The following is a 12,311-nucleotide window of genomic DNA, read 5'->3' as shown; positions in this document are numbered from 1 at the left end:
GGCCAGCGGCCACCCCGCCGCCGACGCCCCGCACTGCGCCAAGGCCGTCGCGCCCGGCCCCCCCCGCGCCCGCATGGTCCCGCCGCACGCGGTGGCGGCGCCGGCCCACCGCCTAGCCCCGGCCGGCCACCAGGACCGGCTCGGCGCCCCGCTCCTCGGCCTCGCCCCGCTTGACCAGGACGTACCGGCCGTCGCCGGTGTCCAGCGCCACGCTGTGCCAGGGCGTCAGCCAGTTGTCCGGGGTGTCCACGAGGTGGATGCCGAGCTTCTCCGCGCCGCAGGGCTGCGGATGGATGGACAGCCGCACGGCTCCGGGGAACCGTTCGGCGAGCAGGTCGCCCCACGCCTTGCTGCGCTGCATCACGGTGTAGGCGCGGGCCCGGGCGTCGCGCTGGAGGGCGGCCCTGCTGCCGGAGTATCCGGGGGTACTGCCGTCCTCGAACAGGAAGCGGGTCATGGCCCGGTAGAGCGCGACCTCCTCGCCCGCCCGCACCCGCTCCCGGAGCGACTCCAGGGGCTCGGCGTGCCGCTCGGCGAGGAGCTCCCGCATCCGGTCGTGGCCGAGCCCGGCGAACTCGGGCACGTCCTCCAGGTTGAACAGGCCGATCCCGCTCGGTTCCGGCAGCGCGTCGATGAGCCGCTGCATCTCCCGCTGGTAGCCGGTGATGTGCTCGTCCGGGATGCCGACCGCGTCGCTGAAGACCCGGCCGTCGGAGCAGATGAGGATCTCGGCCCCCGGCGCGTACACCGCGCGGATCCGCGCGGTCAGCCCGGCGAGGAAGTCCAGCGCCAGCCGCTCCGCCATGTCGGGCAGTGTCCCCAGCACCTTGGCGGTGTTGGGGGACTTGCCGGGGAAGGCCGGCAGCACGAACCGCACCGGTTCACCGGCCCGGACGTACCGCGTGACGCGGGCGAGATGGGCGTCCCGGCAGTCCGGGCAGGGGGTCAGCGCGCAGCCGCCCGTCCGCTGGCCCTTGCGCTGGTGACGCAGGACCAGCTCCATGACTCGGCGCGCGATGAGCGCGTCGCCCCTGTCGGTCATCGGTGTCCTCCCGGAATCCCGTTCGATGCTGTGCGGTTCGTTGCCGCGCGGAGGGACCATCCTGACAAGAGCTAAAACTTTCAAGTAATCGCATTGATCCATAGGATGCGCGTTATGGATCTCGAAGTGCGCCACCTCAAGGTGGTCTGCGCGATAGCCGACGCCGGCAGCATCACCCGCGCGGCCGCCTCGCTGGGCGTCTCCCAGCCCTCCCTCACCGCGCAGATCCGGCGGATCGAACGGGTCCTGGGCGGCGCCCTGTTCGCCCGGTCCCGGCACGGTGCCGCGCCCACCGCGCTGGGCGAGTTCGTGCTCGCCCGGGCGCGCTCGGTGCTCCCGTCGATCGAGGCGATCCAGCGCGAGTCCGCGCTGCACACCGGCTCCACCGAGGGCCGTCGCCCCCTGCGGTACGTGGCCACCCCCGGCCCGCTCGCGGTGGGCCTGGTGCGCGAGCTCCAGGAGCTCTTCCCCGGCGCCCTGCCCACCCTGCGCACCGAGCCCAATCTCGCCACCGCCGCCGACCTCGTGGTCAGCGGTCAGCAGGACCTGGCCGCCGTGGCCGAGTACGTCCGCCCGGCCTCCGAGCTGCCGTCCGACCTGCGCTCGGCGACCGTCGCCACCGAACCGGCCTTCGTCCTGCTGCCCCAGGTCCACCCCCTGGCCGCCCGGCCGGAGCTCCGGCTCGCGGAGCTGGCCGACGCGGAATGGACCCTTCCGGCGAGTCAGGGCAACGGTCTGTTCGACTCCTTCACCGCCGCCTGCGCCCGCGCGGGCTTCACGCCCAGGGTCCGCCACGACGCCGAGGCCGGGGCCGCCCGCGAACTCATCGCCGACGGCCAGGCGGTGGGCCTGGGCCAGGCCACCTTCCGCGCCACCCCGGGCATCGTCCCGCGCCCCCTGGCGGGCACCCCGCTACGGCTCCGGCACCTGCTGCTGTGGCACCGGCAGGGCGCGCTCAGCGCGCACGCCCCCGCCATCGCCGCCCGCGCCGACCGGGTCTACGCCACCGCCGTGCGCCGCAGCCCGCACTACCTCGACTGGCTGGCCGAGAACCCGCCGCTGGAGGAACGGCGGCGATGCTGAGGCCGCTCGCAGCATGCTTGGAAAGCGTGTTGGGGGCACCCCCTCACGAGTTCGAATCTCGTGTCCTCCGCACTCGCCCACCTGGGCAAACGAAGGTCCCGACCGCTCAGCGGCCGGGACCTTCGTCGTTCCGTGGTTGCAGTTTTGGTTGCGGTTGACCGGCGGCGGCACCGATGAGCGCGGCCGACGCGACTGCGGGGACGTGGACGACCATCCGAAGCGGCCTCACCAGAGGAGAAGCCGCGACGGCCTGCAGTAAACGCCAAGCAGCGTCGACAGGCGCACTGGCACCGTTGGCCGGCGGGCGGCTCCACAGGATCCGGCCACCGCTACGCCAGAGAAACCGAGTTTCGCAGGTCAACGCCCTACCGGACCGGATGCGGTCCGCCGGAGGCGGGGACCGGTCCCCGCCTCCGGACTGTTTCAGGGTTCGACTCCCCTAGGTCCGCGCAATCCAGGGGGACCGGGTCCCCGCGCGGGCAAAGGAGGAGCCGTCCCCGAAACGGACGTCGGCCCGCCCCCGACCCCAGACGGCACCCGGATGGCCCGCTTGACCAGGGACCGCAGCCCGCATCATTTGGCCGCCTCAGCCCAAAGCGCAGCAAGTTATCGGCGAAGACACTCTTCGCCGGGTCGCCCGAGGGTGAGCAAGTTGGGGCGGAAGCGAAGCTTCCGCCAAGCACGGGCGCGGCCGAGCAAGCTATCGCAAGAGCATTGCTGTCTCCGCCCCAGGGGTGGCGGAGACAGCCCAGTGGCGGCAGTGCCGGTAGGCGTCAACGCATCCTTCAGACCGCGCCTTCCCGTGTGCGTCAGCGGCCTACAGCTCGCGGAACGCCCGATCCAGGTCGGCGATGGGTTCGGCACGGCGGGCCATGAGGTAGAAGCGGTGGTGGGTGCGCTGGACTTCGTGGACGAGGGTGAAGCCCTGGCTCTCGTTGTAGGTGACGAGTTCGGGGAAGTTGCAGCCGCGGCGGACCCAGGTCTTGCCCTCGGACACAGCGCGGTCCACCGCCCACAGAGCCATGGCCGTACCGGGCTTGTGCTCGCGGTAGGCGGGGTCGGTGACGCTGGAGTACAGGTAGTGGGCCGGTTCGGCCAGTTCCTCGGCCGTCCAGCCCCACGGGGGTGTCTGGTCCTGGATCGTGGTGCATCCGATGATCCGGCCCGTGTCGTCGGCGAGGACCCATACGTCGCCGTCGGGGTTCTCTGCCTGCCCGGCGAGATCGGCGGCGTTCTCCCGCCAGCTCGGCAGTCCCCGTTCCTCCAGCCATGCAGAGCGGGCGAGGATCATGGTTTCGACGGCGGGGATGTCGGCGGCCGTGGCCGGTCGCATGGCGAACATGTCGTCTCCTCGGTTCATGGGGCAGGTCAGAGGAATGTTTGGGCGGCGAAGTGGAGGTCCAGGACTTCGAGGAGCTGGGCGTCGCCGTCCTCCCGGTAGGGGCCATCGGCCAGCCTCCGGACGGCCAGGCGCAGACCGTCGGGGTCCACCACCTTCTCTTCGAAGAGCGGGGAGCCGTCGTGGAGCATGCGGGCAAAGAGGGGCCGGGCGTGGGTGGTCAGGGTGTGCTGGACGACTTCGGCGAAGGATTCGCGCTCGCGGGATTCGGTGACGTCCGGGCTCAGGCCCAGGGCGGCGAGCCGGCGGCGCTGGAGCTGTTTCAGTTCGCGCCAGTGCATTGGTAGCCACTCGCCGAGCTGGACCATGCCGGGGTCGGCGAAGGGGTGCACAGGCCAGATGTCCGCCCGCATCAGCGCGGGAGCCGTAGTCTCCAGGGACAGCAGCGTCATGCTGTTGACGGCGGCAGGCGGGGCGATGCTGTCGTCCACGTACTCCAGCGCGGCCCGTGCGCGGGGTCCGATCCAGGGCAGGGCGTCGCTGATCTCTCCCATGGACTTGTGCGGGTACTCGTCCTGGGACAGGGCCACCATCTCGTCGCCGCCGAGACCCGTGACAACCACACGGGCTCCATGCTCGGCCAGGACTTCCGTCAGCCGGGTGAAGGGGCGGTGCAGCGGTTCCTCGTACGGGCTGATGCGCTCCCCGCGTACCCGCGCGCACTCCGGGCTGAGCGGGGCGTGTTCCATGGCGTCGACGAGGTGGTCCGGCCCGGCGAACGGCAGGGCCTTGAGGATCTCGGTGCGCCGGCGGATCTGGTGAGCGCGTCCCGGGCCGCCGATGAGGAGGGCGGAGGTCGGGAAGCGACCGGGGTGGCGCTCGGCGAGTCGGGTCGCGACCGTGCCGGAGTCGAAGCCGCCCGTCAGATGGAGCACGGTCTCGACCTCGTCCAGGGGCCGCAAGTCGAGAGCATCATCCATGGCGGCCACGAATGCGCCGAGCACGTCTGCGTCGGGGACGAGTTCACGCGGGCTGCTGTGGAGGGCGGATTCGGGGTAACGCAGGGAGAGATGGCCTCCGAACGTGGCGGTCGCGCGTTCGGTGAGGCGGTGAATCCCTCTGAACACGGTCTCCGTGCTGTAGCGGGGGCGGTAGATCAGCAAGCGGACGACTTCGCGGGGACTGAGGCCGGCGGCGTGCTCGCGGAGGTCGGCCATGTCCCACGACCCGTACAGGCTCGCGGTGTCGTGGGCCAGGTAGAGCGGTGCGATCCCACCCGGTCCGGTCGTCACGCGACAGGGGTACCGGGGTGCGGTCTCGACGAGGACATAGTCCGCGGGCCACTGCTCTGCGAGGCTACGGGCGGCCTCCAAGTCGGCCGGGCTGACGCTGCGGGGGCCCGGGTGAGCAGCAGGGCGGCCGCTCACCCGTTCCCGTACGACGAGCAGGGTCCGGGTGCCGTCCGTGACAGCGGTCCGCTCAATCATGGGGTGGTCGAACGGGGTGATCTCACTGGTGCCATCGCTGGTGACATACCGGCGGCCGTCCCACCGCCACGAGGTGCTCGCGTACGGGGTGAGGCGCAACGTGATCAAGGCGTTCCCTTCCCTTGCGGTCAGGCCCGGGGCCCGGCAGGTGCGCCGGAGCCCCGGGAGCGGGGCGTGATCAGGTCAGGTGGCCGTCGTGTCGTACGTCTTGGCTCCGTCCGAGGAGCCGGCGACCTTCTTGTACTCGTGGCACTCGCCCGGCGTCTGAACCCGGCGATGAGCCTTCGTCGTGAACAGCTTCTCGAAGCTGGTGGTGCGCCTGGCCGGTGGTACGAGGTCGTCCACTGTTGCCTCCACAGCGCTGTCCGGCACGGAGACGGTCTCCATGCCGTCGTGCACTTGCTGACCCGCCCCGGGGAAAGGGACCTCAGCCCAGGGGCCGGGACGGGAGTCTAAGAGTCGGCTGCACCTGAGCGGCGGGTGTGACGGGGACCGCCCCGCCCTTCCGCTTCGTGCCGCCGAGGGTGAGCGTTCCGGTGGTGACGCTCGTACGCCCTGTCGGCGGGTCGGGCCGGCGCTCGGCGATGTCCAGCGCCGCGCCTCCGAGTGCCCGGTAGTCGGGGAAGACCCGGGCACCGCATTGGCAGGCGATCACCCCGCCCTCGCTCCTACACAGCTCAGGCGGGTGCAGGCACCTCACAGGGCCGGGACAACTCAGCCGGGGTCCGCTGGCCACAACCCCGTCCAGCCGAATGGGTACGCTCACACCAGCAGCCCATCAGCGCGGCCCGCCATGTACGCCCGGTACGGGCGAGTGATGATCACGTCGTAGGCCAGATGGCCCGGGTGCTTGGCCAGGTGACCGAACACCCACTGCTGCGCGGCTTCGGGATCGTCGCTGGCCGGGCTCTGCGCGCCGGTCTGGACCGGGTCACGGTCCTGACCCCGAATCTCCTCCATGCAGACCACACAAGTCCGGGCATGGGTCATGGGCCGGGCGTCCGGCTCCGTGTCCGGGGTGAGAACCCACTGGCCGTAGAACAACAACGCCTTCGAGGTCACAGGATCGCTCCGCCCCGCCTCCGGCTGGCGGCGTTCGCCTCGGCGACCCTCGCTGTCATCCGGTCTGCGGCAGACGCCGGCTCCATGTCGGCCGCAGCGGCCTCCCACTCCCGTCCGCCAGCAGGAGGTCTGAGTTGGTAGTTGGGACCGACCTTGTCCATGACGACACCGATGCGGTCCTTGCGAATGTCGCGGACGACCTCGTCACATTTGAAGGCACGGACCTCTTCAGACCGTCCTGCCGCATTCGTACGCTGCGGGCGCTCGTTCCGTGTTCCCCAGGGGCTCATCAACAACCCCCAGCCGACAGGTGCCTCCGGGCCTGCGCGAACCTCCGGTGTGCATCAATGGTCATGGCTGAAGGGCCTTCTTCCGCGATTCAGGATCCAGGGATCAGCACAGGGCCTGGCCGTCGCCCCTGCGTCAGGGGCTCCCTGAACCAGCGCCTCCGGGATCACCACGGGGGTGTTGACCTCCACAGAACTCCCCGCCCGGAGCACCGTCCAGGGCAGAATTGACGCGCTTGTGCGGCATCCGTGTGGCATACCTGGGCGCGGCCTGGGAAGTTGCCCTCTGACGGAGATCGAGGAGATGACGTCATGGCGCTGAAGCGGCACCGGCTTGCCCAGCAGCGGGAGTCGAGGGGCTTCACCCAGGAGGCGCTCGCGGAGCTGATGCAGGTTGACCGCTCCACCGTGGTGCGGTGGGAAAGCGGCAGAGCAGATCCCCGGCCATGGATGCGCCCTCGCCTCGCCCGCGCATTAGGGGTCACCGCCGCCGGACTGCAGGAGCTCCTCGCAACCACCGCGACGGACACCGATCCACAAGCCGACCGGCGCCAGTACGCCATGCAGCATCCAGAACGGTCCGACCTCCAAACGTGCGCCATGCTCCGCACCGACTTCCAGAACCTGGCCGATCGCTACGACCAGGAGCCCTCCGCCAGCCTCCTGGCGGAAGCCGGCCGCCAGCTCGGGCACGTGACCCTTCTCGCCGATGAGGCCCGCCGGGGCCGTGTGCAGCGGGAGCTCCGCGTCCTCCAAGCCGACACCGCCACCTTCATGGGCCAACTCGTATGGGACGCCTCCCAGCGCCGCGACCACGACACCGCGAAGTCCTTCTACGACCAAGGCGCCAGCGTCGCCCGCCATCTACGTGATCACACACTCGAAGGCCACGCCCTTCTCCGCACCGCATACGTCGCCCTCTACGGCGACCGAGACGCAACAGCCGGCCTGAGCCTCTGCCTCCGAGCAGCCACCACAGCCGCGGACTCCAGCCGAGCACTCGCAGGACTCGCGATGCTCCACGCGGCGGAAGCCCACGCCATGCTGGGTGACGCAAGTGACTGCGAACGTGCTCTCGCGAAGGCCGAAGGGCATCTAAGCGGAACCGACCCCACGGACGCGGCGGCAGAGCTCATCTCTCCCAGTCAGCTCGGTCGGCTCACCGGAGCCTGCTACCTCTCCCTCGGACAGCTCCACCGAGCGGAGCAGGTCCTCACAGCCACAGCTGCGGAGCTGCCGGATCGCCGGAAGTCACGCGCGATCGTGCTGGGGAACCTCACGCTCGCCCACATTCGTCAGGGCGAAGTCGACGCGGCAGTCCACGCTCTCGACCAGGCCATCACGGATCTGGAAGAGACGCGAGGAGGCGGTGGCATGAACATCGTCTTCGGAGCCGCCCGAGAACTCCGCCCCTGGCGCCAGCAGCCGCGCGTCCAAGACGTCCACGACCGCCTGCTGGCGCTCATGGCGACAACCTGAAGGTAAGGAGAACCACTGGTGCCCACCGAGTACAACGAGGCCAAGCAGCAGGTGCGTCAGCGCGTCTGGGACGCCCTCGACGCCGCCTCCGCCACCTACAACGACACCGCCCACGGCCGCATCCCGAACTTCAAGGGCTCCGACCAGGCTGCCGCCCGACTCGCCGCTCTCCCATCGTGGAAGGCGGCCACCACCATCAAGGCCGTGCCCGACAAGGCCCAGCTTCCCGTACGCGTCCGTGCCCTGGAAGAGGGCAAGACCGTCTACATGGCCGTGCCGAAGCTCGCGACGCCTCGCCCGTTCTACCTGCTTGACCCCGCCACCCTCACCGTCCCACCCACCGAGGCCGCCTCCAGCCGCGTCGCAGCCTCCGTCGCCCCGACCGCCGACGTCGACGGCCTAAGCCCCATCCAGCTGGTGGTCCTGGGCAGCGTCGCGGTCAACAGAGACGGCATCCGCATAGGCAAGGGCGCCGGCTATTCCGACCTCGAATTTGCCCTCCTGGCCGAGGCCGGGCTGATCAGCCCCGACACGCTGGTGGTCACCACCGTCCACCCCCTCCAGGTGGTGGACGGCGCCATCCCCTCCACCGAGCACGACGTCAGCGTGGACCTCATCATCACGCCCGACGAGGTCATCACCTGCCCCGCCCCACACCGCCCGAGCGGCATCCTGTGGGACCACCTGGCCCCCGAGAAGATCGCCGCGATCCCAGCACTGCAACACAGGCACGCCAGTAGATAACGGCAGTGTCTCCATGCTCGGCGTCCCCCTTCACTGCCAGCTCGCCACCTCAGAAGATCGAGCGTATCCGTATCTACAGTGATCATTGCGCGCCTGACAATGGCGGCCAATGGTCATCAACAGGCCGAGGAGTCGTAATGTGCCGGATGTCACGAGTGTTGTTGGGAATCTCCCTGACGGTTCTCAAAGCGGCAGGTTGCTCAGCTTCCCGGGCAGGCGCACCTCGCACCCGACGTGGCCGATGAGCCCCTCGGTAGTAGGTGAGCGAGGCTCTGACCTTCGCGCCGAGGTGTCGCCGATGTCTTCCTCCTCGCCGCGCTTCGCGACAGCGGCTCCGCCCGGGTTTCCGAAGCAGAGCCGTACGCTCACGCCCTCGTCCGCCCGCTCCACGAGCATCTCCGCGACCCGCGGATTCCCCTATGACGTCTGGTGCTCCGGAGGATCTCAGTCCGACTCGGATTGCCAGCCAGGCGCCGGGTTGCTCTCCTTACCGTTGACAGCTGTCGGCCCGGCTCCTGTACTACGCACACCAAGGTAGTCGAGGGTGCGGTTCATGACTTGCAGTGCGAGCGACAGAGACTCATCATCTTCGATGACGCTGAACACTTCCTCGATCTTCCGGCGGACGAGAAGCTTTTCATCCGTGGTCTGATCGATCTTCGCAGTATGGAGTGTTTTCTGTAGCTCAGCGAAAGCACCAAGGACCGACTGGACCTTTGCTTCGGGGTCTCCAGCGGCGAACTGAAGGTCGGCGTACCGGTTAACCCACCAGACAGGCCCGAGGGCCGTGTCCGTGAGCCGATCGAGTAGCAGTTCGAGTTTGACCGATTCTCGGGCGTAGGCAGAGCGCAGAGCCGTTTCTTCTTCGGCCCTCTGTAGCGCTATGCGCCTTGTAGGCATGGGAATTCGAAGCCGTACGCATGCTTCCGTCCGGACTCGCGCCTCATTGTCCCAGAGTTCCCGGCTGAGCAAAGCGTTCATAGCGTCTTGTGCGGCGAATTGGTCCAATAGCCGGTATCTGCTAGCCACACTCGCCAGCTCTTCTCTCAGGAGGTTCCTCGTCAGCGCGTCCGGAAGGAGCGGCTGGGGAACCGAAGAATCGAGATTGAGCCACCAACGGTAACGAATTACCGCATCGTAGTACAGCCCGCGGTCCCTGCTTTCCAAAGATGCGGAGAAGGAGCGGCGATTAGAGATTCGCCGCTCCTTCGACCAGTTGAGAATCCGAATCACTGTGTTCCGGTCTCCGGATCACTCGGGTCGTGAGGACGCGACTCCGCAGGCTTAGTCTCCTGCGGCGCGGCCAGAGGATCGTGCTCCACCTCGACATCCTGGAGGAAATCGGTGAAGAGGGCGTCAATCAAAGCGTCCTTCAGCGGCCCCTTGGCCTTGACCACGGCCTTGATGAAGGAGCCGCCAATCCCCGTAGACCTACCAAGCGCAACGATGAGATCGACCACCGGCCCCGACGGCAGGCAGTCAGTTTCCGCGCCCGCTCGCCAGCCCAGAAGAATTCGTTGAACCTGGGAAGGGTCATCGCTATGCTGAACAACCTGCTGCCAGGCGTCGAACAAGCGCTGACGGATCGCTTCACCGGCTTTTCCGGGCTTCGTCAGAGCCACGGCGAGTGGTTCGTTCTCCAAACGATCCGCACTTGGCGGGACGCTGAAGACGTCGAAGAAGACCTTCCGATCCGTTCCGATCGGCTTCCCCGCGTTCGTGATCCAGGTGACGACGGTGTCGGTTACAAGAGGCGCAAGGTCGTCGTCAACAGCCAGTGTACGTACGGCATTGATGGCTTCTTTTCGCGCTTCCTCTGTGCCCGGGGAGTAGAGGATATAGCGTGCCCGAGTCAGGGCCTGGCTGGGGTACGCCGTTCCGAACGGTCCTGAGCAGGCTTGGGCGACGGCACACTGGCGTTCCGGCCGCGTCTTCCCGGTTGCCCAAGTGGCTAGTTCAGCCCTTGCCTGACTTCCAAGTACAGGATGCACTGCGAGTTCGGACAAGAGGTCGCCAACGAGCCCTTGGTGCCGCTTTCCTCCGTCGCGAAGCCACCCTTCTGCCAGATTGAATATTGGGGTGACACCTACGGTCTCCGCGAGGTGTGTCAACGCTGCAGCAATTGCGTCAAGATGGTTCTTGGCCGGGCCTTGGCTGATGTCCTGGAGCCATTGCGTCAGAACTTCTTCGGTCAGTTGCCGGTGCTTCGTCCAGAGGTACCGCAGGATCGCCGGCCCTTGCGATTCGTGGACGAGAGACGCAGTGCCGGTGGCCGCATCGAAGGACATCCCTGCTGGGTCGAGTCGCTTCGGTGCGTCCGGCATCGCAAGGAGCCCACCCTTGGGCTTGGGGAAGTTGATCTCCGGGGTGGCAAGGAGGAGATCCGCGCTGTTGAGCACTGCCACAGCGGGTGCCTTATCCAGGAAGGCGCCAGCGATACGGACGGCTCTGGTCTCGACCCCCTCGCTGCCTCCGACGAACCAGTCAGTACTCAAGTGACTTTCCCAGCCCTGGTACTCGTCGAGGGCTTCTGCGTCCCTGATGCCCTTGGCCTTCGCCATGATGGACGCGAGCCGAACCGCCTCACCGGGGGCACAGTCGCCTGGCAGAAGGCCGTGGAACACGCTCTCTTCGTTGTCGATCCACCCGGAGCGATCCCGCGTCCGCTCGTCACTTTCCAGGTACTTCCTGACGACGGCTGTGGGGTCGGGGCGCTCGATCTCCGTCACAAGGATCTCAGGCTGGAGCCCACCAGCCCGTGCCTGGGACCAAGCGGCCTTCGTCGTGGCAATAACCATGCAACTGCCTACCTTGCGCAGGGTAGACGCGTAGGTCACGAGGTCACTGTAGAAGGCCTCGGGGAGTGGCTGCGTGACACTGCGCAAATTGAGGAGGTAGCCCGTGCCGCGCTCCTCCGGCAGACAGGCCACATCCGGCTCGTCCCAGTCGGGCAGCAGCTCGAACATACGATCGCCCGCAACGTTCGCGGCCGCAAGCAACCGCAGCCCGGCGGACCGGCAGCCATATTTTTCGGGCGCGAGCAGAACCACAATATGGACGTTGGCCATGCCTCCGAAGTGCAAGCGGACGGCCTGTGAGGCCTTGTCGAAGATGTCGCCCGGACCCACGAAGCGGTTCGCCGGCATCAGTTTGTCCGGGTTGACCGGGCGAGGCCTGAGATGTCGCAGCCCGGTCAGGTAGTTCGTGATGTTGTTGTCCCGGCCGGCGATATTCTGGTCACCGAGGACGACGTTGTCCTTGATGTTCTGCTTCATCGCGGGGTCGGCCGGAGTCGGGATCGGCGACGGCATCAACGAGCGCCTCCGAGGTTGTTGTCACGTCCCGCGACATTGATGCTGCCGAGGGCAAAGTTCCCGGTCACCGTTTGCTGCGCGATCACCGGGGCCTCCACGCCCTGGGCTTTGAGAGCATCGATGAACTCCTGGAGTGCTTCCGGCTGGTCTTCGCCGAAGCAGCTGGCCAGAATCTCGCGCACCGGTGCCTGCACGCCCGTCGCCATCAGAGGTCTTTGGTCAGGCTCAAGCGCCGCCACCGCCTGTTCCAGTGAGTCCAGCCGCCCCAGCACCTCGGCCTCCCCTGTTGCCCCTTCACCACGGTGGCGGCGGAAGAAGTCGACGAAGCTCTGTCGGGTATACCCCCAGACGTCGGTGCCCATGGCTCCTGCCATAGCAGCACTGGCCGTGATCAGAAGGTCGGTCGGTGTCGACACGTCAGCTCCCCCCATGTGTGCCTGACGCAGTGCGGCAGCGTCGAAGTCCGCACTCTTG

Annotated in this window: 11 protein-coding genes, 1 tRNA gene and 1 pseudogene; 4 read left to right on the top strand and 9 right to left on the bottom strand. The window is 68.0% G+C overall.

Annotated features, from left to right (window positions below; all coding sequences use genetic code 11):
• Positions 1-112 precede the first annotated feature (112 nt).
• Positions 113-1,042, bottom strand: a complete 930-nt coding sequence (locus K6I33_RS07845; protein ID WP_229349200.1) for an L-tyrosine/L-tryptophan isonitrile synthase family protein — start codon at positions 1,040-1,042, stop codon at positions 113-115.
• 114 nt (positions 1,043-1,156) lie between these two features.
• On the opposite strand from K6I33_RS07845, the gene K6I33_RS07840 reads away from it, so the two are divergent.
• Both K6I33_RS07840 and K6I33_RS07835 read left to right on the top strand, forming a co-directional pair.
• A complete protein-coding gene (locus tag K6I33_RS07840) occupies positions 1,157-2,125 on the top strand; it encodes a LysR family transcriptional regulator (RefSeq protein WP_229349198.1) in 969 nt (322 codons plus the stop codon).
• Positions 2,104-2,195 (top strand) — tRNA-Ser (locus tag K6I33_RS07835). Before K6I33_RS07840 ends, K6I33_RS07835 begins: the two co-directional genes overlap by 22 nt.
• A 747-nt stretch (positions 2,196-2,942) precedes the next feature.
• Here the strand turns inward: K6I33_RS07835 and K6I33_RS07830 are convergent.
• The 4 genes from K6I33_RS07830 to K6I33_RS07815 all read right to left on the bottom strand — a co-directional run bounded on the left by K6I33_RS07830 (position 2,943) and on the right by K6I33_RS07815 (position 6,013).
• Positions 2,943-3,467: a GNAT family N-acetyltransferase gene (locus K6I33_RS07830; RefSeq protein WP_229349195.1), complete on the bottom strand. Its 525-nt coding sequence runs from the start codon at positions 3,465-3,467 to the stop codon at positions 2,943-2,945.
• 26 nt (positions 3,468-3,493) lie between these two features.
• Positions 3,494-5,059, bottom strand: coding sequence for an asparagine synthase-related protein (locus K6I33_RS07825; RefSeq protein ID WP_229349193.1), 1,566 nt, complete (start codon positions 5,057-5,059; stop codon positions 3,494-3,496).
• Positions 5,060-5,134: 75 nt separating this feature from the next.
• Complete coding sequence (locus K6I33_RS07820; protein WP_229349191.1) at positions 5,135-5,350, bottom strand: hypothetical protein; 216 nt, start codon at positions 5,348-5,350, stop codon at positions 5,135-5,137.
• 363 nt (positions 5,351-5,713) lie between these two features.
• Positions 5,714-6,013, bottom strand: coding sequence for a hypothetical protein (locus tag K6I33_RS07815; RefSeq protein WP_229349189.1), 300 nt, complete (start codon positions 6,011-6,013; stop codon positions 5,714-5,716).
• 599 nt (positions 6,014-6,612) lie between these two features.
• Here K6I33_RS07815 and K6I33_RS07810 point away from each other — a divergent pair.
• Together K6I33_RS07810 and K6I33_RS07805 are read left to right on the top strand one after the other, a co-directional pair.
• Positions 6,613-7,779 (top strand): helix-turn-helix transcriptional regulator, encoded by a 1,167-nt coding sequence (locus K6I33_RS07810; protein WP_229349187.1) that lies wholly within the window; start codon positions 6,613-6,615, stop codon positions 7,777-7,779.
• Between the two features lie 18 nt (positions 7,780-7,797).
• Positions 7,798-8,523, top strand: a complete 726-nt coding sequence (locus tag K6I33_RS07805) for a 5-formyltetrahydrofolate cyclo-ligase (RefSeq protein WP_229349185.1) — start codon at positions 7,798-7,800, stop codon at positions 8,521-8,523.
• Positions 8,524-8,736: 213 nt separating this feature from the next.
• Here K6I33_RS07805 and K6I33_RS07800 read toward each other — a convergent pair.
• The 4 genes and pseudogenes from K6I33_RS07800 to K6I33_RS07785 all read right to left on the bottom strand — a co-directional run.
• Positions 8,737-8,937 (bottom strand): annotated as a pseudogene (locus tag K6I33_RS07800) (XRE family transcriptional regulator); the annotation flags it as partial.
• Positions 8,938-8,967: 30 nt separating this feature from the next.
• A complete protein-coding gene (locus K6I33_RS07795) occupies positions 8,968-9,423 on the bottom strand; it encodes a hypothetical protein (RefSeq protein ID WP_229349183.1) in 456 nt (151 codons plus the stop codon).
• Positions 9,424-9,752: 329 nt separating this feature from the next.
• Complete coding sequence (locus K6I33_RS07790; RefSeq protein ID WP_229349181.1) at positions 9,753-11,834, bottom strand: hypothetical protein; 2,082 nt, start codon at positions 11,832-11,834, stop codon at positions 9,753-9,755.
• Positions 11,834-12,253 (bottom strand): hypothetical protein, encoded by a 420-nt coding sequence (locus K6I33_RS07785; protein ID WP_229349179.1) that lies wholly within the window; start codon positions 12,251-12,253, stop codon positions 11,834-11,836. Before K6I33_RS07785 ends, K6I33_RS07790 begins: the two co-directional genes overlap by 1 nt.
• Positions 12,254-12,311: the final 58 nt, after the last annotated feature.

Origin of the sequence: Streptomyces sp. UNOB3_S3 (assembly GCF_020740895.1) — a bacterium.
In the GTDB taxonomy this organism is placed as follows: domain Bacteria; phylum Actinomycetota; class Actinomycetes; order Streptomycetales; family Streptomycetaceae; genus Streptomyces.
This window is presented reverse-complemented; position numbering and strand designations above follow the sequence as displayed.

Excerpts from the sequence above, each read along its gene's own strand:
- K6I33_RS07840 (WP_229349198.1), top strand. The coding sequence starts at position 1,157 with ATGGATCTCGAAGTGCGCCACCTCAAGGTGGTCTGCGCGATAGCCGAC.
- K6I33_RS07790 (WP_229349181.1), bottom strand. The coding sequence starts at position 11,834 with ATGCCGTCGCCGATCCCGACTCCGGCCGACCCCGCGATGAAGCAGAAC.
- K6I33_RS07810 (WP_229349187.1), top strand. The coding sequence starts at position 6,613 with ATGGCGCTGAAGCGGCACCGGCTTGCCCAGCAGCGGGAGTCGAGGGGC.
- K6I33_RS07845 (WP_229349200.1), bottom strand. The coding sequence starts at position 1,042 with ATGACCGACAGGGGCGACGCGCTCATCGCGCGCCGAGTCATGGAGCTG.
- K6I33_RS07830 (WP_229349195.1), bottom strand. The coding sequence starts at position 3,467 with ATGTTCGCCATGCGACCGGCCACGGCCGCCGACATCCCCGCCGTCGAA.
- K6I33_RS07795 (WP_229349183.1), bottom strand. The coding sequence starts at position 9,423 with ATGCCTACAAGGCGCATAGCGCTACAGAGGGCCGAAGAAGAAACGGCT.